Source organism: Candidatus Kerfeldbacteria bacterium, from assembly GCA_016214565.1.
Classification (GTDB): domain Bacteria; phylum Patescibacteriota; class Patescibacteriia; order UBA10025; family JAHIVO01; genus JAXDBW01.
This window is the reverse complement of record JACROE010000002.1, coordinates 116,373-138,088: the sequence shown is the minus strand read 5'-3', so window position 1 is coordinate 138,088 and position 21,716 is coordinate 116,373. Positions and strand designations below refer to the sequence as shown.

Genomic DNA, 21,716 nt, shown 5'->3' with positions numbered 1-21,716 from the left:
TACAATGCTCAATCGCGGTTTTATCGCCATCGTCGTCGTTATCGCCATTTCCCTGGTGGCGGTTTTGATGGTTAGCACTGCATGGTATTTTAATCAGCATCAATACGATTCCGTTGATAGTTTTGAGGAATGCGCGAAAGCTGTCGGTCAGGTTTTAGCTATTTATCCTGGGCAGTGCACCATCAATGGCAAGACATTCATAGAGAATGTGAACGTCAATCTAAATCTCAACGCAAATTCGAATATCAATACGAATGCCGATATTACCACAGTAGATACGTCGGATTGGCTGACGTATGAGAATGAGGAGTATGGGATTAGTTTTCAATATCCGAATAACTGGGGTGTCGTTAAGGTGACAAATAATGATTATAGAAATGACGAACGGAGTTATTATGAGGGGCAGGGGGTTAATATTACATTTGAGAACTCAACAAAACCAAACATACGATTATCCTCAAGTGATTATCGAGATTTTGTTGCACTTACCTCATATAATGGTGGGGCGAATTTAGCTCAAGAATGTTCGACTCCCGGTGTTATTGAGGATTATTCGTACTGCGTCAATAAGACTGTGGCAGGTCAGAATACCTTTGATAGACTACGTTTTGATGCTCCTGAGTGTTCACCCATGTTTATCAGAGAGAGTTGGCTGAACATTGATCATTCGATTTATAAAGGACTTATTATCAGTTCAATATTATTTACCGATGGGGGATGGGACTGCACGAGTAATGACACCCAAGCTTGGGATAGTGTAACCGATTCTGAATTGCGAAGGTTGATAAACAGAAATAACCTTACTGAGGAAGAGTCAGCATTGCTTCAGGGAATGGATAAAATTATTGAGACATTCCGTTTTCTTTAGTCTAGAAGTAATAAAGAACGACTTTAGCACTCTTGACGTGAGAGTGCTAAATGATTTATAATACCTCTGCGTAGCATATGAAGGAACGAAAAAGAGCTATACTTAGCGCAATTATCAAGGAGCACGTCCATGGAAATGGAAAACCCGTTGCTTCTCAGGCTCTTGTGGATAAGTATCAACTCGAATTATCATCGGCTACCGTTCGGAATGAAATGGCTGACCTAGAGTCAGAAGGCCTGATTTTTCAGCCTCACACCTCTGCTGGCCGCATCCCCACGGAAAAGGGCTGGCAGTACTACATTGAGAATTTCCTCGTAGAAAAGCAGCCTGCTGCGCCACAGATGACGCTGCTGGAGAAGGCGCTTAACAAACAAAACCAAGCAAATACACAGGTTTGCGTTAAGAATGTCGCACGCACGCTTGCCGAAATATCACAGAACGCGGTTTTTGTCGGCTTTTCTCGCGACAACGTCTACTATACTGGTTTATCAAATTTATTCAGCCACCCGGAATTTGCGGACATTGATATGGTGCGGCATTTGTCAGCGATTGTGGATCATTTGGATGACGTGATTGCGGAGCTCTTCGTGAAAGTGACTGACACCCCGCGCATTCTCGTGGGATCAGAAAATCCATTTGGCAAAGAATGCAGTACGATATTTAGTCCGTATCAGCTGAAAGGCACCGAGCCCGGCTTGATCGGCGTACTCGGACCGATGCGGATGGATTATGAAGACGCCTTTGCCCTGGTTAATTATACAAAGAAATTATTTTCAACCGCGTAACATACTATGCACGATCATAAAAAAACAGAAGAGCAGCAGCCAACACCGATCCATCATGATTTGGAAAAGATTTCTGCCGAGCTCAAACTCGCGCATGAAAAAATGGAAGAATACATGAACGGCTGGAAACGGGCGAAAGCAGATTATCTCAATCTCAAGCGCGAATCGGAAAAGAAAGAACAAGAGATGGTTCAATACGCCAACGCCGGCCTGATACTCCAGATATTGCCGATTTTCGATAATTTCAAACTGGCCTGGAACCATATCCCGACTGAATATGAAAAGTCAGATTGGATCACCGGCCTTGCACATATTAAAAAGCAATTCACGGATTTTCTGAAAGAGTTGGGCATTGAAGAAATCAAAACCGTCGGTGAAGTATTTAACCCTGAGATGCACGAAGCAGTGGCCAAGGAAAAGAAAGACGGTTTCAAAGCTGATGTCGTTTTTGAAGAAGTGAAGTCAGGCTATACCTTGTACGGGAAAGTATTGGAACCGGCGAAGGTAAAAGTCGCCGCCTAGGCGATGCTGAGCCTGCCGAAGCATCTCGGTTCCGTATAGCTGACGTCATAGAGATTCTTCAGTCGCGTGCGCTCCTTCAGAATGACAACATTAACAATACTATTGTCATCGCGAGCCTCGAGTAACTATGAGAGGCGTGGCGATCTCCTAGGGATTGCTTCGTCATCGCATACTGCTCTTCCTCGCAATGACAACTATTGAATCACTAATCATTAAGCCCAACACGGGCATGAAAGGACAACATTATGAGAGGTTTAATGCAATGGCGTCCATTCATGGACATGTCTGAATTCGATAAATTTTTCAACGACATGCCAATGGTCGCATCAAATATTCACTCGTTCACTCCAGCAGTGGACATCTACCAGGACAAAGATAATGTCATCGTGGAAACACCGTTAGCCGGCGTCGATCCCAAGAACGTCGAAATCACTATTGAAAATGACGTCTTGAAGATTGAGGGCTCTATGGAGCACAAGAGCGAAGTGGATGACAAAAATTATTATCGCAAAGAAGTGCGCGCCGGTAGTTTCTATCGCGCGGTGGCACTGCCGACCCATGTCAAAGGCGGCGATGCCAAGGCCGACTTCGAGAATGGCATGCTGAAAATTGTCATCCCGAAAGCAGAAGAAGTCAAACCGAAATCAATCAAAGTTAACGTCAAATAGTATTTTGAGCGGCAGTATCAGTTTTCGCTGAGTGCGGGGCTGGTACACCGCGGTGCGGATAGGGAAGCGCACACTTCATATCCGGACCGGGGAAACCCATTGAACATTTCATGGAAAATAAATGAGAGCCGCAAAGGGTAAACCTTAGGGCTCTCGGGGACAACGGTCGGGGTCGACTGGAGTCAGACGACGTATTCAGCTTCTGCTGAATTCTTCCGGATCTGGATCTGGCGACCATGCTCGCTGGTCGCGGGGAAATTGATGAAAACGCAGACAGGCTGCGCAGACGATACGATACGTGGTATCGAGATTCGCTCAGCGACTGGTTTGCCGCAATGCATCTTCTCACCGTCAGCGGCAAGGTATTCGGCGATAATTTTCGCCTCCCCCTCCGTAAACACACGGGAGATCAAGACTTCCACGCCCTTCACTTGAGTCCGCCAGAATTCATCGGTAACCATGGATATGGTGCACATAGGTCCTCCTCTGGAATGTACAAAAAACCCAAACGAATGTTCAATGTTCATCACTCTAGAGTAAATAATACGTTTTGACAAGTACATGGCAATTAATAATCATTTTTCAAACAATCACTTCTCTGGTGCCGGCACGCCGGGCAATGGGCGATCGGAACGCATCCGCATCGACGCACGCTGCCCCGTCTGTCAGACGATGTATGATTTCAATCGCATCGAGGTGCTCCAAGAGCTGGACGGCGCTACGCTGATGTATATCAAATGCGCAGTGTGCCAGAGCGGCGCGATGTCCTTGATCGCGCTGGGGTCATTTGGACTGAAAGTCGCCAGTGCCCTGACCGATCTGAAGCAGAATGAAGTACTGCGGTTCCAGGGAAATCGTCCGGTGAAGAGCGAGGATGTGTTGGCACTACATCAATTACTTGAAGGCCCGATGGATAATTTTATTAAGTAAAAATAGCCTGTCATCGCGAGCCCCGTCTGCGGGGTGTGGCGATCTGAAGAGATTGCTTCGTCACTCACTACGTTCGTTCCTCGCAATGACTAACAAAAATAACTAACAATTTTTAGAAAGCAATTAACCAAACAACTATGTCAAAAATACTCGGAATCGATCTCGGCACCACCAACTCCTGCATGGCCATCATCGAAGGCGGTGAGCCGAAGGTCCTCGAAAATAAAGAAGGCAATCGCACCACGCCATCAGTGGTGGCTATTTCCAAGACTGGCGAACGCCTGGTCGGCCAAGTGGCCAAGCGCCAAGCCGTCACCAATCACCAGAATACCGTCTTCTCGGTGAAGCGCCTGATTGGCCGTCACTGGAACGATGACGAAGTGCAGCATGACGTGAAAACCATGCCCTACATCATCGAGCAGGCAGGCGAGGGCGTCAAAGTGAAAATGGTGGACAAGCTCTACACTCCGCAGGAAGCCTCGGCCATGATTCTCCAGAAAATGAAAGCTGACGCTGAAGCGAAACTGGGCGAGAAAATCGAAGAAGCGGTGATTACCGTGCCTGCCTATTTCGATGACTCACAGCGCCAAGCCACCAAGGACGCGGGTGAAATCGCTGGACTGAAAGTGCGCCGTATCATCAATGAACCAACTGCCGCTGCGCTCGCTTACGGATTTGATAAGAAAAAGAACCAGCAAGTAGCAGTCTACGATCTGGGCGGTGGTACGTTTGATATTTCCATCCTGGACATCTCAGAGGACACCGTGGAAGTGAAATCAACCAATGGCGACACCCACCTGGGTGGTGACGATTTTGACAAGCGCATTATCGACTGGTTGGTTGATGAATTCAATAAAGACCAAGGTATCAACCTGGGTAATGACCAGATGGCACTCCAGCGCCTCAAGGAAGCTGCGGAAAAGGCGAAGATTGAATTGTCCACGACCAATGAAACGGAAATCAATCTGCCCTTCATCACCACTGACGCCAGTGGCCCGAAACACATGAATCTCAAACTGACTCGCGCAAAACTTGAGTCACTCGTTGCAGACTTGATCGAGAAAACCATTGAACCAGTCAAGAAAGCATTAGCGGATGCGAAAGTAGAAACCAAAGATATCCAAGAGGTGATCATGGTTGGTGGTATGACCCGTATGCCGAAAGTACTCGAGACTGTGGAGCAATTCTTTGGCAAGAAACCCCACATCGGTGTGAATCCTGACGAAGTGGTCGCCGTTGGTGCTGCGGTGCAGGCCGGTGTCCTCCAGGGCGATGTGAAAGATGTATTGTTACTCGACGTCACTCCGTTGACGCTCGGCATTGAAACCCTCGGCGGTGTCTCCACTCCATTGATCGAACGCAATACCACCATCCCGACAACCAAATCACAAGTATTCTCCACAGCCGCTGACAATCAAACGTCCGTGGAAGTCCACGTGCTCCAGGGCGAACGCCCCATGGCCTCGGACAATAAAACACTGGGTCGCTTCATCCTCTCCGGCATTCCGCCATCACCGCGCGGCGTCCCGCAGGTGGAAGTGTCATTCGACATTGATGCCAATGGTATCCTGAATGTGAAAGCAAAAGACAAGGCCTCCGGCCAGGAGCAATCCATTACTATCACTGCGTCATCGGGGCTCTCCAAGGAAGACGTGGAGAAAATGAAACAGGATGCCCAGGCCCACGCGGCAGAGGATAAGAAGAAGAAAGACCTCATCGACACGCGCAATATGGCCGAGACCCTTATCTACACCGCGGAGAAAGCTATCAAAGACGCAGGCGATAAGATCAAAGACGACGTGAAGAAAGAAGTGGAAGAAAAGATCAAAGCGGTCAAAGACGTGAAGGACAAAGATGATGACGCGGCCATCAAGAAAGCCGTGGAAGATCTGAATCAGACCGTACAAAAGATTGGCCAAGCCATGTACGCTGATAAGAAGCCGCCACAGGGACAACCGGGCGCCCAGGGGCAGCCAGGAGCCAATCCACAAGGCGAAGCGCCGAAAGACGGTCCGAAGAATGACAAAGGACCAGTCGACGCCGAGTACGAGGATGTTAAAAAGTAATTAAAACAAGAGCGGGTTCTATTCAGGACCCGCTTCTTGGTTGATATAGGAAAAATATGTGGAGTATACTAGGAAATATTTTTGGGGATTCAGCTAAGAAAAATATTTTTAAGCCTGATATCAAAATAATCAACAAATCAGTTGATGTTCAAGGCAATGGAGAATTAAAAGTTCTTAGAGTGGAAGTAAAAAATGAAGGGAGTAATAACGCGAATGATATTGAAGCAGATTTGGTAAAGATTATTGATCCGGGCGATAAATTAAGAACAGTAATTATATCTCCGCTTTGGTGGATGGATAATCAATTTCGGCAGGGCGATCAAAGGTTGAATGATATTCCAATGCACCAAGCGCGATGGTTAGATATAGGCAATCTTTTCCAGATTGCAAATGGCTACCAACTTCGTTTAAGCAATGCCGTTTTTAGATCCAATGATGAGTCGACAAAAGTGAGCCCAGGTGTGACTCAGTTAGAAATACACTTTAATGTAAAGCAAGGGCACCAAAAAAAATTTATGGTATCAGTCAATTGGGACGGGAGTTTTAACGATCCCAGCATTGAGTGGAGAGAAGCTTAGTAATTTTCAGCGATCTCTATAAGTTTAATAAATATGCCTCAAACTATCTTCAAGAGGCGGGAGTGGGGAATTTTTGGTATACTGAAAATATTAGATAATTGCTAATGTTAATAATATGGAAGATTTAGTAGGGAATTTAATTAGCTGGATAAGTGCTGTGGCTACAATTTATGGTATTTTATTAGCCGTGGTGCTAGCGTTTATTGGCTTTATTACTTTTAAGTTGCGCAAGGAAGCAGTAGATGAATTGAAAGAGTTACGCGAGATAAAGAAGGAAGCCGAGAGACAATATCTACTGGCCGCTGAAGAAATTAAAAAAGCGAAAGCTGAATACAGCAAACTATATGGTGAAACTAAACAAAAAAGTGATAAATATTTTCAGGAAGTTTATTCAGCCTTTGATCGAGTAAATGATTTAATCCATAAGCTCGAAGAACGGGAGAAAGAATTGACAAAAAAGGGTAAGAAAAAGGCAAGGAAGGAAGATGAGCTTGCGAGATCTCTGGAGGAGGTTAAGAAATTGAGGAATGAATTAGTGCATAGCATGTATAGTGCCGCTACAATAAGTCCTACGGTCAGCGGACTCGGGACAACGTTTAGTGCAAATAACCGTATGTCGAATGCTGGGGTGCTTATGGGTGACTATGAATTTTGTACCAGTTGTGGGAAGGGGTATATCTCGCCATTGACTGGAGCCTGTTCAAATTGTGGTGTGCATCAAATGACATTTAGAAATAATGACAACGATTTAGAGTCAAATACCAGGAGATTTATAAGTAACCTTAAGAGTGATAATGATAAAACAGAGTAGCGTGTCTTTCATTAGCACAATTTTTTCTATTGTTAAGGATGCCGTAGCGCTAAAAGATAAGCACACGGCAGAGAATGGCGTGCCAGTGAATTACGCGTGTATTTTTGCGCAGTCGGAGGTGGAATATCAGGAAATGGACAAAGTAGCTGCGGGGATGGGCAGAGTGGTTAAAGGAACCAAGATGGGTCATGTATATCTATTGGAGCAGGCGATTGAGACGGTGGCTGGGCCGCTGCGAATAGTGAAGGTACGCAAACCAGACCCGGCACGAAAAGAGCGTGGGGATGCAGATTTTACTATACGTGATTACCCAGCGTTTAAGGAGAAGTATTTAGGCCAGTCGGGATTCAAACTGATTGAGAAGTCGGACATGGAGATGATTGAATTAGCTGACCCCGAGTTCAAGGTGTTGGCGTATTTTTCGTATCCGATACTGAGTAAAGTCTTGGGACTCTAGTCTGTCATTGCGAGGAGCGAACGGAGTGAGTGACGCGGCAATCCGGCGGATCGCCACGCCTCTCGTAGTTACTCGAGGCTCGCGATGACAGGAGATGCTGAAATAAATTCAGCATGAGGACAATAACAACACCCCTCATCCTGAACTTGGTTCAGGATCTCATAGATAAAAATTGACCTGCCTTCTCCGAAGAAAAGACAGGTCGCAATAGGAAATCCTAACGAATCCCCGCCAATAGTGTTGTACCCGAGGTCTCGAGTACAAGTATCCGGCACGTGAGCGTGCTGGTGCGCCTGGACAACCGCCTGGGGGTCCGATGGGGTGTGCGGCGTAGGCACGGGTGGGAAAGAACAAGTATCAAAAGGATACGCGTATTATTGACGCGCGTCAATAAAAATCACCCCGATGTTCTGATGAGAACACCGGGGGAAGCTGATGTGCATCACGCGAAGTGAGGCGATTAGGACAGGAGAACCAGTTTGCAGACCGTGGGAAAGGTCACCGGGTCGCCGGCCATCGGAAATACGATCAGCGGTTTACCGAGGACGATGGTATTGGTCGCCTGATTGAACATGTCACCCACATCAGACGCTGAGATAATGAACATATGACTTGGGATAGCATCCCAGCCGATATGTCCTGCCCAGTTCGCTTTGTCGCCGGCCAGTGCCAGCGGGAGCTGGCCGCAGGGAATCTGGCGGTAGTGGTACTGATCGGGCGTGTCGGCACGATCGATGCAGTGCACCAGGCACGCTTCACTGTCGCAGCCGGTGACCGCGATGATTCGCTGGTCGCTGGTCAGGTCTTGCAGTGAGATTGATGGCTTATCTTGAGCCGTCAATCCCAGTTTGGTATGCGTGGTCATGATACCTCCTCCACAATATATGGTGTATAGTTCGAAATTCAAAAAGCAGTTTTCGTTTCGCGTCATTGTATGGGAGCGGCGGTTTTTTGTCAATAAAAAAACAGGGAAAGCGGCGGCGCTTTCCCTGTAGGTTATAGGTTTGTTGAAGTCAAATAGCGATGTTGGTCATTCTTTCCGGATCTGGAGACAGATCTGGATTTCGTGCCCGCGAGCGGGCGGCGGATCAGAGGTAATCACCACCCAGATACCACTTGAGGACGTCGTGTAATCGAGCGAGAGCTCTTTCTGCGTGCCAATCGGCCAATCGTAGGTCAGTGCGCCGATCTGCACGGTGAGCTGCTGCTCGGGCTTGTCTTTCTCGGTGGTGCCGAAAAAGTCAAAGGTGTACTGCCCCGGCTGGAGCGGAATAAACCACTTGATCTGCTTGGTTTTGCAGTCGAGTGTGCCGCAGGAGGGCTTCAGGGTACAGGAGTCAACCAGTATCGTGTCGATAATCACCGTGGTGTCATAAATAGTGTCATGTACCGTGGTGGTGTCGTGTACTTCCGTCGTATCGTGTATCGCGGTTGTGTCATGAATCGTATCATGTACCGTGATAGTATCGGCTACGACAGGCGACGTGGGCGCCGGGAGTTTCTCGGCGCAACTGGCCAGTATCGCTAGCAGGCCGATGATGGCAAGAAACATGATTCTATGCATCACTTACCTCCAGCGATGACGGTGAAGAAGTTAAGGCCGACGTAAAATCGGTTGTTGTCCCACTTGACTTGGTCGCGTCCGCGGAGCTGCTCTTCGCTGGGGGTCCAGAGACCGGTCAGCGTCAGATGCTCATTGAGCAGCAGTCGTATGCCGACTGCGGGTCCCTCGAGCTTACGGGCATAGTGTCCGTAATGCGTCGAATAGACTTCGCTGCGCTGCCAGGCAGCGAGCAGGTCGAATTGGCTGTAGCGGATGGCGCGCCAGGCAATTCCGACGAAGACATACCGGTAGGTGACATCCAATTCCTCATCTGCGAAGACGCGTTCATTCTTATAGAATGAATAACCAACTTCACCGATGATACGGACCGCCTCAGTGCCCCAGAGGACTTGGGCATGGGGAACTAAGCGTTCGTGTGGCGTGTAGGATGCGCCGATGCCGAGCCAGAGCTGGGTGCCCTGACAGCAGGTGTCCGATAGATCCATCGGCGGTTTTGCCGGCGGGTGGCAGGTCGCATCGAAGCGAGGAGGCTCCAGGCGAGCGCCGTTGAGCGCGATCAGGCCGGCACGCGGAGAGGTCCGAGGGTGGGATCGGGAAAAGATAAAGATGATGTAACGATCTGCATTGCCGGTATCGGCTTCATGATTGAGGGGAACGACATTAATGCGTGTCAGGTCGGCGCAGTAGTAGTCCAGCAGCGTCGCGCCGGTGACGGATCGCTCCTCGGTCATGAGGGTGTTGCGTTTGCGGTGATTCGCCTGATAGCGGACGCCGTCTGAATTGCTGATGACGGTGATCCAGCTGAGCGAATCAGCCAGTTGGCGCTCGACAAGTGCAGCGATTGACGATCCCTGTTCACGAATGATGCGTTCAAAGGCGTCACGGCCTTCATCACGACCAAACGTGATTTTGAGGGAATCATCGGTTCCGGCGGTGCTCAGTGACGGCACAATCGGAATGATAAGCAGGATTACTGCCATGATAAATCGTTTCACGAAAAATACCTCCGTGTGGTTATTGGGGTTGATGGGTTGTCGAAGGAACGGTCTTATGTGAAATTTCCGACAGCTATTGTTTGCCGGAATTACCGATAGTATCACAAAAAATCGATATTCGTCAAGCCTCGGTACATTCAATTGAGTAATAAAAAACGCCGGATTGAGTAGATACTACTGTCCGGCGTTATCAGTGGTGGGGCGTGGTCGCAGAATTACTGCGCCACGACTACCCAGACGTTATGAAATATTCGACCACTGAATCGTGCTGTTGGTGTGTGCGAACCGCCATTGCTGATGGTTAGTTCGCAGGTTCCGTTGTCCCAGCGTTGATCATTGTCGTTGACAATGCAGTGCGCCCGGACTTTTTTTCCAGACGCGAGATGGATGCAGAGTGACACTGATCGATTAGTATCACCATCATTATACCGGGCGGATATTATGTCCATCCGTGTGAAGGTGATCGGAGCCTTGAGCTCCACCAGTGCAGCGCGTGTCAATTCGACGCTCGCCATCAAGCTATGCGTTACATTAATCTTTTCCATGACATCTCCTGTCTTGAGGATACGTTTCTGGGTCATTCCAGAAATGTCTGCCGTCTCAGCAGAGAAGCGGCCAGTAACGGAGCTACTGAGCATTTCACTGCTGAACGGAAATTGTATATGAAAGAACTGATTAAACATCATAGAATACACCACTGCACCTCTCTTGTCAAGTGTAGCGGTGGCTGATTGACTTGGGCACACCTTTTTGCTAAGGTAGACCAACTCATAAAAACACAAACACACATACAGAGAGGATAGGATCCCATGTACTTTCACTATTATATGCAGGAGGCTATTGACCTATACCGGCAGAGCTTTACTGCTGCATCGCCTGACTTGACTATCTTTTTTGCCGAATTGGCCGCCGTGCCCGCAACCGCTGAATTTTCAGCTATCATAGGCAAGGCGGCGCTCTACCCCATGAGCCACAAGCTGGACGTGGTGATTCATGTCGCCACACAGATGGAATCACCCGCCACGTTAGCTAGAGCTCTGAAGCAAATGAGTGAGGGGTTTATTCTTACCCCGATTCATCATTTGGGTACCACCATTCATCCAACACGCGAACGTATGCGCATGATCGTTCCCGTGATGTACCTGGATTCGTACTGGTCGACCGATATCTGCTTTACCAATTATGCCGCTGAAGCAGGGGTCACCGACCGTATTGTCCGTCGTAAATTCCGTGCCATGTTTGCCGGAAAGGATATCGAGCCGCGTTTTGCGGATCCTCGAGCCTTAGCAGAGCACTTTCTTCATCGTAATTAGCTCGTCACCCTGACGACATTGTATCGGCCCGCGCTTCCTGTATCAGGACGCGGGCTTTCTTTATGCACGCTTGAGGCCTTGACAAATCGGCCATTTGGAGTATAATGGATTGTTTCTTTTCGCACATTACAATTGAGCTATAGAAATAGAATATTCCGAATTCTGATACATGTTAAACGAAAGAGGTTGTGTATGAAACGATTATGTTTGATCCTGGGTATTGGGGTGTGGGCGGCGCTAACTATTCTGTATTTCGTTGGCCTGAGCAATGACTTCGGTGCTCCGATAAAGCCCGTGACGTTCGGCCAGATCATGGACGATCGTCCGACATCTCTGTATTATTCCACAAGGAATTTTTCAGATGGGGTGGTTGTCTATGTGTACCAGCGGGATAATCGATCCGTGCTGGTGGTTGCGCACCTGCCGCTGCCGGAACTTGAAGCGGGCAAGCTTTCTGAAGAGGATGTCATCGCTGTAGTCGTCGATAACGAACAGTATGCCAAGGTGAAGATTGGTTCCGTGATCAGCGTGTATGGCTCTGTCACGTGTCAGGATACTGATACCGGCAGGCTGTACTATATGATCGGGCAATCGGTCACCGTAACTGGCGTCATGCTTATCGACAATCCCGATTTCGCGATGATAGCAGCTGCTGCTATTGATGCGGCTAATGACTTTCCGCTTGGCGCTTTCTGCTTTCTCTCGTTGCTCCTGTAATTGCGCATGACTACCAATCATGCGCGACCCCATGTCTCGACTGCAAGACATGGGGTTTTATTATTCATAAATAATCGGCCATTACAATAGTGCAATGGCCGATGGTTAGACGTGAACGAAATGGTAGATTACGGTATCGTAATCAGTTCTTGTTTCGACTGGTTGCCGAAAAACATAAGTGCCCAGGGGGCGTAGATCAGGTAGAAGTAGGTTAGCGCACCGAGGAGATAGGCTGTTTCGTCAGCGATGAGATGATACTGATGAAGGAAATTGAGACCAATTTCAATCTCTAGCCCAACTATAATCACCAGCGTAGCAACTCGAAGTTTAATGTTCCGGCAGGCATAGACGGTGGATAGGGTGAGAGCGACGCCAGTACCAAAGAGTGTCAATCGTATCCAATTCAGGGCAATGGGAGGGTTGGGGAATAATAAGAGAAATAACCCCAATCCATAAATGAGTACGCCGGTGTAGGGGGCATTGCGCTTGAAATGAGTTTCGGGTTGGTGAGTCACCCAGCTCCAGAGTATGGCACAGGGGATTACCACGATGGCAATAATTCCCAGTATACCGGTCAGGAGCAGTAAGCCCAGTATGACACCAAAGGTCACGGGCTCGTCATCATCGAAGAAATACGTCGTTATCATAATACACTCCAGTCTGTATGTGAAAAGAACTGTTTTTTTGTCTGTCCCCATCCTAGTGTCGGGTACGGGATTCGTCAAGTAGTCCGTGGACAGAAAAAATCAGCCCGCGCAAGAATTGGAGAAGTGCGCGGGCTTTCTGGGGAATAGCCTGGGGCGGCTATCCGACTGCTTTGTGACGAGCGCGTTTGGCTCGCCGTGTTTGTTCGGCATGGAGATATGCCCATCGGATCAAGCGTATCTTGAAGAAGGGCAGTATCAGACAAGCGAATATTCCGATAATCGTGACAACAATGTGCCAAAAGGACGGGGGACCGTGTTCCATGTTCCTCCAAACATGTTTAATACATTTACTGATCTCAGTGTAGCGTGTTGCTGATGTCATTGTCAATAATAAATCACCCCGCACACGACGAATGTCAGTGTACGGGGTTTTGGTGCAATCAGGCGAGTGTCGTCTCAAGCGGAGACGGACGTTCGCCAATGATCGGCGGCGGGTGCCAAGCGCAGGCTGGCTAGCTCGTTGTTTCGGGCAGCATGCCTTCGCGGATTTTGCGGAGGAGCTCGTCCGATCCCCGTAGTTCGATAGTGCCATTTTTGTTGACCGTGACCGTCGTCGCATCTGAGGCAATGAGATGAATGCGGACGCCGACCTGAATCGGCTCAAAATGAATATCGGGCATCTTCGATGTTGGCATCTTGATGCGATACCGGCCGTGGCGGTAGCACACCTCTTCATAGGGGAAGGCGGCGCCATAGCCGACCCATTCATCGATTTCAGCAATCCGCTGTGCGGTTGTGACGATGGTCGCACAACGGACGTCATTCGTATTACCGTGGAAGAAATGCGGGTGATCACCATCTTTGACTGTTTCGAGTCGAGCGGTACCGTCCAAGATATCTGTCTTGTTGATGTACACGGTCATCTGTCCGAGACCATCAGGTGACTGAACTATCAGTACGTCGCGATCGTGGTCGATCCACAATCGATCCAATCCGTACCAATGCGCGGATCTGTTGAGCGTAGTCATGATTCCTCCAAACCATTTCGCAGGTTATTATTAGTAGGTTCTTTTTGTATTTTCTATAGTAACGGTAAGTACGTTATCCTAGGCAAACGAGGGTATTTTGTCAATAAAAAAAGAGGGCTGCAGCGATTGTGATGTCCTCTCTATAATGTCCACTAATGTGGTTAAATGCTGCAGCCCAAGTCACAGTGAGTGAAATGTCAACACGATCTCCCCCTCATGGAATTCGCGTGACACAATTAGCGTAGCACTCCCGGGAAAAAAGTAAAGAAAAAAGGGCTTTCAATCCTATGAAAGCCCGTACGAGAGATGTGCAATCATCCTATGATTAATGCGCCTTTTTAAGCGCGATGCCGATCTGCATGATGCAGACAGAACCGAACCAAATGGCGAAGAGCAGTACCGCTGCATGCCGGCCATCCTCGTTGCCGAGGTGGGAGAGCGAATTAGCGGTCAAAGCTCCATGGTGCAGGAGGTTTGCCAGCATTCCCTGGTACGGACCGGTGACAGTCCAACCAAAGAAGGCAAACGGAATGATGCACAAGATGAGGAAAAAGAGCCACACCACTGGTTTCATAACGAAACCTCCTTTCTTGGTTTTGTGGTGAACGAACCATACTACCACAGGGAGCGTGCCTTGTCAAGCCCGGTTGAGGCACGGCCATGAGCGAGCCTCAGGGGTAAAGAAAACCCAGGCGGAAAGGGTAGTGTAACCGCCTGGGGGTGGAGGAACCAACAACTCGTGGTCATTGGTGATGAGTTGCCCAACAGGAGAGGACGTGGCGTTCTGACGCATGGATGTAGGGCACGCGTTTTCCCTGGTCAAATCTGACAAAGGGCTTTTGCTCCTGGGAGCAGACGCGGACTTTTGCCACGCTGCCAGCTGGAATGCGCACGATACGGCCACCGGCACAGTGCAGGATGCACTGCTTATTGCGCAAAACCAGGCGCTGGATGGAACGGCGAAATGATCGCATCTATCGCCTCCGATTGTTAATGGTGAGCGGTTTCTGTTCTAATTGTACCCTAGCCTGGGAGCGGATGATTTGTCAATTCGGCGAGAGCTGATATGATATACAGAGTGATTAGTTAGTAGTATTGAGTAGGTAGTGATAAGTAACTAGTAATAAGTAAATAGTAAGAAGTAATAATATGAATGGACAACCGCAAGCCCAACCAAACCAGCAGCAGATTAATATCAAAATTGATGACACGACTCTTAAAGGCGCGTATTCAAATGCTATGGGTGTCTCGCACACCAAGGAAGAATTTGTGCTTGACTTCATGAATTTGTATCCTCATCAGCGCGCCGGTATCGTGGCTGCGCGAGTCATCACCAGTCCTGGACACATGAAGCGGATTTACAAAGCCTTGGAGGAGAATATCAAGAAATATGAGGATCGGTTTGGCAGCATCGAGGAAGCGCAAGCGCCAGGTAGTGGGGAAGTCGGGTTCAAGACCGTCTAAGCGCTGAAATAGATCTACTATGCGCGTCGAACAACCGAAAGCAGAATTGCCTAAGCTTAAAGATTTTAAACCAGCCCAGCCCATGCAGAAATTGATGGTGCTGTTTGGCTTGGTGATTGCGGCCACGGCATTGTTTTGGTTGGCGTGGCACAATGCCTTGACCTCGGTTGAATTTTCATTTCATCTGAGTAATTTAGTAACGATCGCCTCGACTCTTTTAGCTTTCTGCCTCATGTTTTCTGTAGTTGCCCTCACAGAAATTTTCGTCACCATGCGTTGGTATTTTTTGCTCGTATGCGTAGTTGCCGCTGCGACTGGTTTGCTGTTCTTCGGCGTGAGTATCTGGAGTCTGCTGGCGGCGGCGATCATGGCGGCGGGGTGGTACATCTGGCGTCGCAGTATTTCAAATGACATGAAAACCCGCACCATGTTTAAACCGCGGCAGACGTTGGACACGGGTTTGCGCAGCACGGTTTCTATAATCCTTTTGGCTCTGTCAGTTATGTACTTCGGCTTTATCACTGATCGAGCGCAGTCCGAATCAGATGTGATCAATGGCCTGGTCGATGCGAGTATGGAGGCAGTCAATCTGGGTCTCAATCAATTCTACGGAGAGGGGTATAATCCGGACATGAGTTTAGACGCCTTTATTGCAAATATTATTCGCATCGGCGATCTCGAGAAGCAGGGACTGTCTGAGATCGAGGAATTGACGCCAGATATTGAGGAGCTCGATCGGCAGATCAAGGCCGGCATTGCCATCGCTGAACAGGAAGTGATTGCCAAAGCGCGCGATGAATTTCTCAAATCATTCGAGATCGAAGCGACCGGTGATGAACGGATGGATTCAGTAGTGCGAAAAGTGGTGGCGAAAAATATTACACGGTATGTGGGTCCGTATGAGAAATTTATTCCCGCTTTGCTTGCCTTGAGCATGTTCTTTTTGCTCAACGTGTTTGCCCTCTTTTGCCGCGAGCTCATAAAAATATTTGCGGCTATACTCTACCATGTCCTGAAGTGGCTTCATTTTTTCAAGGTGACGAAGGTGCAAACCGAGGTAGAAAAAGTATCATTGTAAGCCTTGACCATACGTCCTTTTTCCCGTAGACTGCATGGTTCAGAGGGAGTATTCACGCTATGTCAAAAGATTTATACGAAATATTAGGCGTTGCCAAAGGCGCCACCCAAGACGAGATAAAGAAAGCCTATCGTAAACTAGCGCATCAGCATCACCCGGACAAGCAGGGCGGTGACGAAGCTAAGTTTAAGGAGATTAATGGCGCCTATCAAGTATTGAGTGATCCAGAGCGTCGGCAGCGCTATGACCAGTTTGGCAGCCAGTACGAGCAGGCGGCCGGTGCGCGCGGGCAAGGGTTTTCCTGGGAAGACTTTGCACGAGCCGCAGGTGGCGCTCAGGGCGGCCAGCGGGTGGAATATGACTTTGGCGATTTTGGAGATATCTTTGGGGACATTTTCGGTTTTGGCCGTCGGGGTGGTCGGGGATCGCGCCGATCAGCCGGCCAAGATATTCAGACGACATTGACACTTACATTCCGTGAGGCGGTTTTTGGCACTGAAGAAGTTGTCGAATTATACAAGCAGGTCGTGTGTGATCATTGTCAGGGAAATGGCGCGGAGCCTGGTGCAAAGATTGAAACCTGCTCTACCTGTGGCGGCCGTGGCCAAGTCGAACAAGTACAGCAAACGATACTGGGAGCTTTTCGCACCGCGGCGGTTTGTTCCTCGTGCCAGGGCGAGGGCAAGAAGGCGAGTAAGCAGTGCAAACAGTGCGGCGGCGATGGACGGGTGCGCGCTTCAGAAAAGATTAAGGTGAAAATTCCAGCAGGTATCCAGGAAGGTGAATCAATCCGCGTGTCTGGCAAAGGCGAAGCGGGTGGTCGGGGAGCGCATCCCGGAGATCTCTATATCACCATGCGGGTAGAGCCGGATCCGGTATTTGAGCGCAAGGACGACGATATTCTTTCCACGCTCGAAATCAGTTTCAGTCAGGCGGCGCTGGGAGATAAGGTTCCTGTAGAAACTTTAGACGGCGAGGTTATTTTGAAGATTCCTGCTGGCACGCAGTCAGGTAAAGTATTTCGTTTAGGCGACAAAGGCGTGCCGCACCTGCGTTCTCGGGGTCGTGGTGACCAGTTGGTGACCGTACAGGTCGTGACGCCGACAAAATTGTCGCGCAAACAAAAGCAGCTGCTGGAAGAATTAGCCCAGGGCGAGTAGGTATTTAATTTTTGTATCGGCCGCATACAGCCTTGACCGCCTGAGAAAATGGTGGTAGGTTTTGAGGCTATTCCGAAACAGAAAAACAGCAACTTTCATCAATATTCCATAGGAGGATTGTCATGATACATTCGAATATTACGGTGATTGACCCGGTCAATGATCCGTATCAGTGGTATGTCGTCTGGACGACAACGCGTGCCCACGTGTATCTGATCCAGACATTCAGAGATAGCCCTCGTCATCAGGCAAGCACCCTTGGCTGCGTGGCATATCGGTATATCGAGCCGGTTCCGTTCATGAGCGAGCTACAGCTGGCCACCATGGTGCTTCGGGAGCCCGCCTGCTGGACCCATAACGGTGAGGAAAAATTGATCATTCAGTTGGTTGACTTCTCCTTTTCCGGCGAGTGCGTGCTTCAGGTGGTTGACGGACCCAAGAGTCTTATCACCGGGTTAATACGAGTCGGCGAACAAGCATTTTTTCATGCCACTGGCTCACAGGGGAAGACCAATTATTGGTTTCAGACCAGCCCGGTCACGCACATCTTTTCTGCTGACCCCATTCCTCGATAAACACAATATCAATCGTTGCCGCTTGATCACCGCTATTCTATATGGATGGCGGTGATTTTACTTTTGACTTTCTGAATTTTACGCTATACTTATTGTATTGATAATTATTAATATATAATCATATGGAACGCGGCGAAGCATCGATGGACCAAATGGCAAGAAAGCCAAAAGTATATGATCTTTCTCGGGAAGAGTGGAACACCTTAGTTAATAGTGATGTTAATAGCCCGGAATTTCAGGCAATTCAGCAGGAAAAAGACATTCAATTTTCTGACCATTTTTTCTTTCGAGTTGATGGCGGCGATGTGCGGGTGGTGACTGGAACTGCTGATGATTTTGGCACTGCATCAGATGATGAGGAATTAAATCAGTCGCTCTTGAAGCAAGTCGAATAGTCAGTATAGTTAATAAACACAAACCGCTCATATTGTAACTGGGCGGTTTTTTGGTGTTGGTATATTTTGATTTATTCTGACTTTTGTGCTATACTATACAGTATTCAAAAAACAAACATGCTATTCTCACTGATTCCGACTGCGTTTGCTCAGGAGGCTGCCACCACGGCGAATGCGTCGGCACAATTTATGCAGAATGTTGATTGGACCAGGCCCACCTGGGACTTATTTATTATTCTCTTTTTTATCGTTGCGGCGTTTCTCTACGGACTGTCGCTCGGGCGCGATCGGATTATTGTCATTTTAATCAGTTTGTATGTATCCCTGGCGTTGGTTGACCATGCGCCATTCCTTAATTCCCCAGCACTCCAGGATTGGCTGAATAATTTTCTGGGGCAGTTCTTCGTAGTACAGATTTCGGCATTCCTTTTTATTTTTATTTTCCTGTTTGTGGTGATCACGCGATCAGCCCTGATGCGCTCTATTGGCTCTGCAGATACTGCCGGCCCATGGTGGCAGGTGCTTCTCTTCAGCGTGATGCATGTGGGTTTGCTGGTGAGCATTATTCTTTCCTACTTGCCAGCGGAAACGACTAATACGGTACTGGCGCCGCTGACGAAGCAAGTATTTTCCACAGATCCCGCTCAGTCGTTTTGGATCATTGCTCCGATTGTTGCGCTATTTGTGCTAAAGGGTACCGGCGCGCGGAAGCGCAAGGTCCGTGAAGAAGCCGACGAGACATAAATAATATGTAGGAACACCTTCGGGTGTTCAGACAAACCTCATCCTGAACTCGTTTTAGGATATCTTGTATTACTTTGTCACTTTTCTTGTCAGCAAGAAAAGTGACAGAAAAGAACTGCCGGGGGCTTCAATGCGCCACTGACCAAAACCCGAAAAGCAAAAACATGGGCTTAGTGAAGCCCCCGGACCCCTTCTAGGAAAAATTGATGTTAGTATTTTACTTTTTGATGACTGATCCGGCTGGGGTGTCGTCCACGCGAAACCCCGCCTTGGTAATTTGATCGCGGAGCGCATCGGCACCCGCAAAGTCTTTTTTTGTACGTAACGTTGCACGTTGCTGTGCTAAATCACGCACCTCATCTGGCACTTCAATTGGCTTGGCATCCTTCAGGCTCAATCCAAGCACTTCATCAAATTTGAGCAGTGACGCTTTTTTGGCGGAATTGGGATAATCAGATTTAAGTAGATTCCAGACTACGGCGAGTGCTTGGGGAGTATTTAGGTCATCATTGATAGCATTCATAAATTTTTGCTCAAATTCTGCGCAGCCGATTTTCGGCCCACCGAGGTCAGCCGTCAATGACAGTAAATTTTCGTAGACATTCTGGGCGGCCGTGAGCGCTTCCCATGAAAAGGTGAGTGGTTTGCGGTAGTGTGTGCCCAGAACAAAGTAGCGGTAGGCAAGCGGGCTAATGTTTTTTTCCTTGAGCGTCTCAAGGGTAATAAAGTTGCCGGCTGACTTGGCCATCTTGGCATCTTTCTGTACCAAGAACTCTCCGTGGATCCAGTATTTCACAAATTGTTTGCCCGTGACTGCCTCGGTCTGGGCAATCTCATTCGTATGGTGGATGGGGATATGGTCGATACCGCCGCAGTGGATATCAAATTGCTCACCTAAATATTTCGAGGCCATCACCGAGCATTCTAGATGCCAGCCAGGGAAGCCGATGCCCCAGGGGCTGTCCCATTCCATTTGGCGTTTCTGCCCGGCCGGTGAGAATTTCCAGAGCGCGAAATCGGTTGGGTGGCGCTTCTCGTCATTCTTTTCCACGCGCGCACCCTCTCTAAGTTCATTTAATTTTTGGCCTGTCAATTTGCCATAGTCCGCCAGTTTGCTGGTATTAAAATAAATGCCGTCGCTGGTGTGATAGGTAAAGCCTTTCTTCTCAAGTTTTTGCACCCATTTAATCTGTTCAGGGATATGGTCAGTTGCTTTGGCCCAGATGTTCGGTTCCAGAATATTAAGATCCTGCATGTTCTGCTTGAACGCATCAGTATAATATTGAGCGATGTCCCAGACAGATTTTTTTTGTGCGGCAGCGCTTTTTTCCATCTTATCTTCACCATCATCAGCGTCATCGGTTAAATGTCCAACATCGGTAATATTCATCACGTGATTGACCGTATAGCCATTGGCAACTAATGTTCGCTTCAAAATATCTTCAAATACATAGGTACGTAAATTACCAATGTGGGCAAAGTTATACACGGTCGGGCCGCAGGTATACAGACCCACCTCAGCATCGTGGAGTGGGGAGAAAGTCTCTTTTTTTCTGGAAAGAGTATTGAATAGCTGTAGCGCCATATGCGGCTATTGTAGCTGTTTTAGTTTGTATTCGCAACGGATAAAAAAAGATGGGAGCAGGTATCTGCGTCCCATCGTACGAAATGATGAATAACGGTAAGCGGATCAGGCACTATCGGCTTTGATGCGAAAGAGCACTTGATCTTTTTCGACCAACGTTCCATTGGTCACCAGGATTTCCATGATCGTCCCCGAGCAGGGTGCGGGTATTTCATTGAACATTTTCATGGCTTCAATGATGCAGACCGGTTGGTCAACCGCGACGTGGCTCTGCAGCGAAACATACGGTGGTGCATCGGGTGCCGGTGCGGCGTAGAAAGTACCCGCAAGCAGGGCGGTAATGTCGCGTAGTGTCGGGTCGGGGGCAGACGCTACCGGTCGGGCAGCTCCCACATGGCTATTGGTTACCACTGGCGTGGGTGGTTCGGAGGAACCGGGCGGCACAATGATGCCAATCGGTTGTCCAAACTGGACCGGCTCGCCGTCGTGGACTAAGAGTACACTCAGGGTACCCCCGATATCCGCAGTGACATCATGACTGATTCCGAGCCCAGTGATAGAGCCGATAATGGCTCCGAGCGTGATCGGAGTCCCAGGACGAAGTGTGGTATGGAACGTACCAACAGTTTGAGAAAAAATGACAGGGACTTTTTTAGTTACTGTCACCGTGTTACCGTTATCCACTGGTTGGTGAGCCATACGGCCTCCCTTCAGTGAAAGATGTGAAGTGTGCTAACGGTTTATCGATGAACGCGCATCAAAAAAC

General features: G+C 48.6%; 28 protein-coding genes. 17 read left to right on the top strand and 11 right to left on the bottom strand.

Translation table 11 applies throughout. From position 1 onward, the window contains the following. The first annotated feature begins 4 nt into the window (after window positions 1–4). The 4 genes from HZC01_00680 (at window position 5) to HZC01_00665 (ending at window position 2,843) form a co-directional block, all read left to right on the top strand. The gene (locus HZC01_00680; GenBank protein MBI5037213.1) at window positions 5–868 is read left to right on the top strand and encodes a hypothetical protein; all 864 of its coding nucleotides are present in this window, start codon (window positions 5–7) and stop codon (window positions 866–868) included. A 77-nt stretch (window positions 869–945) separates the two neighbouring features. Beyond that, window positions 946–1,653: a hypothetical protein gene (locus HZC01_00675; protein MBI5037212.1), complete on the top strand. Its 708-nt coding sequence runs from the start codon at window positions 946–948 to the stop codon at window positions 1,651–1,653. Between the two features lie 6 nt (window positions 1,654–1,659). Beyond that, complete coding sequence (locus tag HZC01_00670) at window positions 1,660–2,175, top strand: nucleotide exchange factor GrpE (protein ID MBI5037211.1); 516 nt, start codon at window positions 1,660–1,662, stop codon at window positions 2,173–2,175. A gap of 281 nt (window positions 2,176–2,456) precedes the next feature. Beyond that, window positions 2,457–2,843 carry an Hsp20/alpha crystallin family protein gene (locus HZC01_00665; protein ID MBI5037210.1) on the top strand — a complete coding sequence of 129 codons (387 nt, stop codon included), beginning with the start codon at window positions 2,457–2,459 and terminating at the stop codon, window positions 2,841–2,843. Between the two features lie 182 nt (window positions 2,844–3,025). On the opposite strand, the gene HZC01_00660 is transcribed toward HZC01_00665, so the two are convergent. Next, window positions 3,026–3,319, bottom strand: coding sequence for a hypothetical protein (locus HZC01_00660; GenBank protein ID MBI5037209.1), 294 nt, complete (start codon window positions 3,317–3,319; stop codon window positions 3,026–3,028). A gap of 85 nt (window positions 3,320–3,404) precedes the next feature. Between HZC01_00660 and HZC01_00655 the strand changes: the two genes are divergently transcribed. The 5 genes from HZC01_00655 to HZC01_00635 all read left to right on the top strand — a co-directional run bounded on the left by HZC01_00655 (window position 3,405) and on the right by HZC01_00635 (window position 7,685). Beyond that, window positions 3,405–3,773: a hypothetical protein gene (locus tag HZC01_00655; protein ID MBI5037208.1), complete on the top strand. Its 369-nt coding sequence runs from the start codon at window positions 3,405–3,407 to the stop codon at window positions 3,771–3,773. Window positions 3,774–3,910: 137 nt separating this feature from the next. Continuing rightward, window positions 3,911–5,839, top strand: coding sequence for a molecular chaperone DnaK (dnaK, locus tag HZC01_00650; GenBank protein ID MBI5037207.1), 1,929 nt, complete (start codon window positions 3,911–3,913; stop codon window positions 5,837–5,839). A gap of 56 nt (window positions 5,840–5,895) precedes the next feature. Then, a complete protein-coding gene (locus tag HZC01_00645) occupies window positions 5,896–6,417 on the top strand; it encodes a hypothetical protein (GenBank protein ID MBI5037206.1) in 522 nt (173 codons plus the stop codon). A gap of 115 nt (window positions 6,418–6,532) precedes the next feature. After that, complete coding sequence (locus HZC01_00640) at window positions 6,533–7,228, top strand: hypothetical protein (protein ID MBI5037205.1); 696 nt, start codon at window positions 6,533–6,535, stop codon at window positions 7,226–7,228. A 1-nt stretch (window position 7,229) separates the two neighbouring features. Beyond that, window positions 7,230–7,685, top strand: coding sequence for a hypothetical protein (locus HZC01_00635; GenBank protein ID MBI5037204.1), 456 nt, complete (start codon window positions 7,230–7,232; stop codon window positions 7,683–7,685). 460 nt (window positions 7,686–8,145) lie between these two features. Here HZC01_00635 and HZC01_00630 read toward each other — a convergent pair whose 3' ends face one another. From HZC01_00630 to HZC01_00615, 4 genes are all read right to left on the bottom strand, one after another. Continuing rightward, on the bottom strand, window positions 8,146–8,592 hold the full coding sequence (locus HZC01_00630; GenBank protein MBI5037203.1) for a hypothetical protein: 447 nt from the start codon (window positions 8,590–8,592) through the stop codon (window positions 8,146–8,148). Between the two features lie 123 nt (window positions 8,593–8,715). Next, on the bottom strand, window positions 8,716–9,237 hold the full coding sequence (locus HZC01_00625; GenBank protein MBI5037202.1) for a hypothetical protein: 522 nt from the start codon (window positions 9,235–9,237) through the stop codon (window positions 8,716–8,718). 11 nt (window positions 9,238–9,248) lie between these two features. Continuing rightward, a complete protein-coding gene (locus HZC01_00620) occupies window positions 9,249–10,349 on the bottom strand; it encodes a hypothetical protein (GenBank protein ID MBI5037201.1) in 1,101 nt (366 codons plus the stop codon). 110 nt (window positions 10,350–10,459) lie between these two features. Further along, window positions 10,460–10,930 (bottom strand): hypothetical protein, encoded by a 471-nt coding sequence (locus HZC01_00615; GenBank protein ID MBI5037200.1) that lies wholly within the window; start codon window positions 10,928–10,930, stop codon window positions 10,460–10,462. 141 nt (window positions 10,931–11,071) lie between these two features. Between HZC01_00615 and HZC01_00610 the strand changes: the two genes are divergently transcribed. Both HZC01_00610 and HZC01_00605 read left to right on the top strand, forming a co-directional pair. Further along, a complete protein-coding gene (locus HZC01_00610; protein ID MBI5037199.1) occupies window positions 11,072–11,557 on the top strand; it encodes a hypothetical protein in 486 nt (161 codons plus the stop codon). A gap of 192 nt (window positions 11,558–11,749) precedes the next feature. Continuing rightward, entirely contained in the window at window positions 11,750–12,274 is a 525-nt protein-coding gene (locus tag HZC01_00605) for a hypothetical protein (GenBank protein ID MBI5037198.1), read from the top strand. Window positions 12,275–12,402: 128 nt separating this feature from the next. On the opposite strand, the gene HZC01_00600 is transcribed toward HZC01_00605, so the two are convergent. The 4 genes from HZC01_00600 to HZC01_00585 all read right to left on the bottom strand — a co-directional run bounded on the left by HZC01_00600 (window position 12,403) and on the right by HZC01_00585 (window position 14,923). Beyond that, window positions 12,403–12,921 (bottom strand): hypothetical protein, encoded by a 519-nt coding sequence (locus HZC01_00600; GenBank protein MBI5037197.1) that lies wholly within the window; start codon window positions 12,919–12,921, stop codon window positions 12,403–12,405. Window positions 12,922–13,433: 512 nt separating this feature from the next. After that, window positions 13,434–13,949 carry a hypothetical protein gene (locus HZC01_00595; protein ID MBI5037196.1) on the bottom strand — a complete coding sequence of 172 codons (516 nt, stop codon included), beginning with the start codon at window positions 13,947–13,949 and terminating at the stop codon, window positions 13,434–13,436. 325 nt (window positions 13,950–14,274) lie between these two features. Beyond that, complete coding sequence (locus HZC01_00590; GenBank protein ID MBI5037195.1) at window positions 14,275–14,523, bottom strand: hypothetical protein; 249 nt, start codon at window positions 14,521–14,523, stop codon at window positions 14,275–14,277. A 169-nt stretch (window positions 14,524–14,692) separates the two neighbouring features. Further along, complete coding sequence (locus HZC01_00585; GenBank protein MBI5037194.1) at window positions 14,693–14,923, bottom strand: hypothetical protein; 231 nt, start codon at window positions 14,921–14,923, stop codon at window positions 14,693–14,695. 175 nt (window positions 14,924–15,098) lie between these two features. Between HZC01_00585 and HZC01_00580 the strand changes: the two genes are divergently transcribed. The 6 genes from HZC01_00580 to HZC01_00555 all read left to right on the top strand — a co-directional run bounded on the left by HZC01_00580 (window position 15,099) and on the right by HZC01_00555 (window position 19,365). Continuing rightward, window positions 15,099–15,413, top strand: a complete 315-nt coding sequence (locus HZC01_00580) for a DUF3467 domain-containing protein (GenBank protein MBI5037193.1) — start codon at window positions 15,099–15,101, stop codon at window positions 15,411–15,413. 19 nt (window positions 15,414–15,432) lie between these two features. Then, on the top strand, window positions 15,433–16,491 hold the full coding sequence (locus tag HZC01_00575) for a hypothetical protein (GenBank protein MBI5037192.1): 1,059 nt from the start codon (window positions 15,433–15,435) through the stop codon (window positions 16,489–16,491). A 59-nt stretch (window positions 16,492–16,550) separates the two neighbouring features. Beyond that, complete coding sequence (gene dnaJ, locus HZC01_00570; GenBank protein ID MBI5037191.1) at window positions 16,551–17,651, top strand: molecular chaperone DnaJ; 1,101 nt, start codon at window positions 16,551–16,553, stop codon at window positions 17,649–17,651. A gap of 122 nt (window positions 17,652–17,773) precedes the next feature. After that, window positions 17,774–18,226, top strand: a complete 453-nt coding sequence (locus tag HZC01_00565) for a hypothetical protein (GenBank protein ID MBI5037190.1) — start codon at window positions 17,774–17,776, stop codon at window positions 18,224–18,226. A gap of 122 nt (window positions 18,227–18,348) precedes the next feature. Further along, a complete protein-coding gene (locus HZC01_00560) occupies window positions 18,349–18,621 on the top strand; it encodes a hypothetical protein (GenBank protein MBI5037189.1) in 273 nt (90 codons plus the stop codon). 117 nt (window positions 18,622–18,738) lie between these two features. Then, window positions 18,739–19,365 (top strand): hypothetical protein, encoded by a 627-nt coding sequence (locus HZC01_00555; GenBank protein MBI5037188.1) that lies wholly within the window; start codon window positions 18,739–18,741, stop codon window positions 19,363–19,365. 217 nt (window positions 19,366–19,582) lie between these two features. Here the strand turns inward: HZC01_00555 and HZC01_00550 are convergent, their stop codons facing one another. Then, complete coding sequence (locus HZC01_00550) at window positions 19,583–20,950, bottom strand: cysteine--tRNA ligase (protein MBI5037187.1); 1,368 nt, start codon at window positions 20,948–20,950, stop codon at window positions 19,583–19,585. Window positions 20,951–21,055: 105 nt separating this feature from the next. After that, the gene (locus tag HZC01_00545) at window positions 21,056–21,649 is read right to left on the bottom strand and encodes a hypothetical protein (protein ID MBI5037186.1); all 594 of its coding nucleotides are present in this window, start codon (window positions 21,647–21,649) and stop codon (window positions 21,056–21,058) included. Between the last annotated feature and the right edge of the window lie 67 nt (window positions 21,650–21,716).

Bases quoted from the DNA above. Each gene is read 5' to 3' on its own strand.
- HZC01_00670 (MBI5037211.1), top strand. From the start codon at position 1,660: ATGCACGATCATAAAAAAACAGAAGAGCAGCAGCCAACACCGATCCAT.
- HZC01_00595 (MBI5037196.1), bottom strand. From the start codon at position 13,949: ATGACTACGCTCAACAGATCCGCGCATTGGTACGGATTGGATCGATTG.
- HZC01_00640 (MBI5037205.1), top strand. From the start codon at position 6,533: ATGGAAGATTTAGTAGGGAATTTAATTAGCTGGATAAGTGCTGTGGCT.
- HZC01_00680 (MBI5037213.1), top strand. From the start codon at position 5: ATGCTCAATCGCGGTTTTATCGCCATCGTCGTCGTTATCGCCATTTCC.
- HZC01_00665 (MBI5037210.1), top strand. From the start codon at position 2,457: ATGTCTGAATTCGATAAATTTTTCAACGACATGCCAATGGTCGCATCA.
- HZC01_00625 (MBI5037202.1), bottom strand. From the start codon at position 9,237: ATGTTTCTTGCCATCATCGGCCTGCTAGCGATACTGGCCAGTTGCGCC.
- HZC01_00590 (MBI5037195.1), bottom strand. From the start codon at position 14,523: ATGAAACCAGTGGTGTGGCTCTTTTTCCTCATCTTGTGCATCATTCCG.
- HZC01_00675 (MBI5037212.1), top strand. From the start codon at position 946: ATGAAGGAACGAAAAAGAGCTATACTTAGCGCAATTATCAAGGAGCAC.
- HZC01_00645 (MBI5037206.1), top strand. From the start codon at position 5,896: ATGTGGAGTATACTAGGAAATATTTTTGGGGATTCAGCTAAGAAAAAT.
- HZC01_00560 (MBI5037189.1), top strand. From the start codon at position 18,349: ATGGAACGCGGCGAAGCATCGATGGACCAAATGGCAAGAAAGCCAAAA.
- HZC01_00605 (MBI5037198.1), top strand. From the start codon at position 11,750: ATGAAACGATTATGTTTGATCCTGGGTATTGGGGTGTGGGCGGCGCTA.
- HZC01_00580 (MBI5037193.1), top strand. From the start codon at position 15,099: ATGAATGGACAACCGCAAGCCCAACCAAACCAGCAGCAGATTAATATC.
- HZC01_00585 (MBI5037194.1), bottom strand. From the start codon at position 14,923: ATGCGATCATTTCGCCGTTCCATCCAGCGCCTGGTTTTGCGCAATAAG.
- dnaJ (MBI5037191.1), top strand. From the start codon at position 16,551: ATGTCAAAAGATTTATACGAAATATTAGGCGTTGCCAAAGGCGCCACC.
- HZC01_00615 (MBI5037200.1), bottom strand. From the start codon at position 10,930: ATGATGTTTAATCAGTTCTTTCATATACAATTTCCGTTCAGCAGTGAA.
- dnaK (MBI5037207.1), top strand. From the start codon at position 3,911: ATGTCAAAAATACTCGGAATCGATCTCGGCACCACCAACTCCTGCATG.
- HZC01_00565 (MBI5037190.1), top strand. From the start codon at position 17,774: ATGATACATTCGAATATTACGGTGATTGACCCGGTCAATGATCCGTAT.
- HZC01_00550 (MBI5037187.1), bottom strand. From the start codon at position 20,950: ATGGCGCTACAGCTATTCAATACTCTTTCCAGAAAAAAAGAGACTTTC.
- HZC01_00610 (MBI5037199.1), top strand. From the start codon at position 11,072: ATGCAGGAGGCTATTGACCTATACCGGCAGAGCTTTACTGCTGCATCG.
- HZC01_00555 (MBI5037188.1), top strand. From the start codon at position 18,739: ATGCTATTCTCACTGATTCCGACTGCGTTTGCTCAGGAGGCTGCCACC.
- HZC01_00660 (MBI5037209.1), bottom strand. From the start codon at position 3,319: ATGTGCACCATATCCATGGTTACCGATGAATTCTGGCGGACTCAAGTG.
- HZC01_00545 (MBI5037186.1), bottom strand. From the start codon at position 21,649: ATGGCTCACCAACCAGTGGATAACGGTAACACGGTGACAGTAACTAAA.
- HZC01_00575 (MBI5037192.1), top strand. From the start codon at position 15,433: ATGCGCGTCGAACAACCGAAAGCAGAATTGCCTAAGCTTAAAGATTTT.
- HZC01_00655 (MBI5037208.1), top strand. From the start codon at position 3,405: ATGGCAATTAATAATCATTTTTCAAACAATCACTTCTCTGGTGCCGGC.
- HZC01_00600 (MBI5037197.1), bottom strand. From the start codon at position 12,921: ATGATAACGACGTATTTCTTCGATGATGACGAGCCCGTGACCTTTGGT.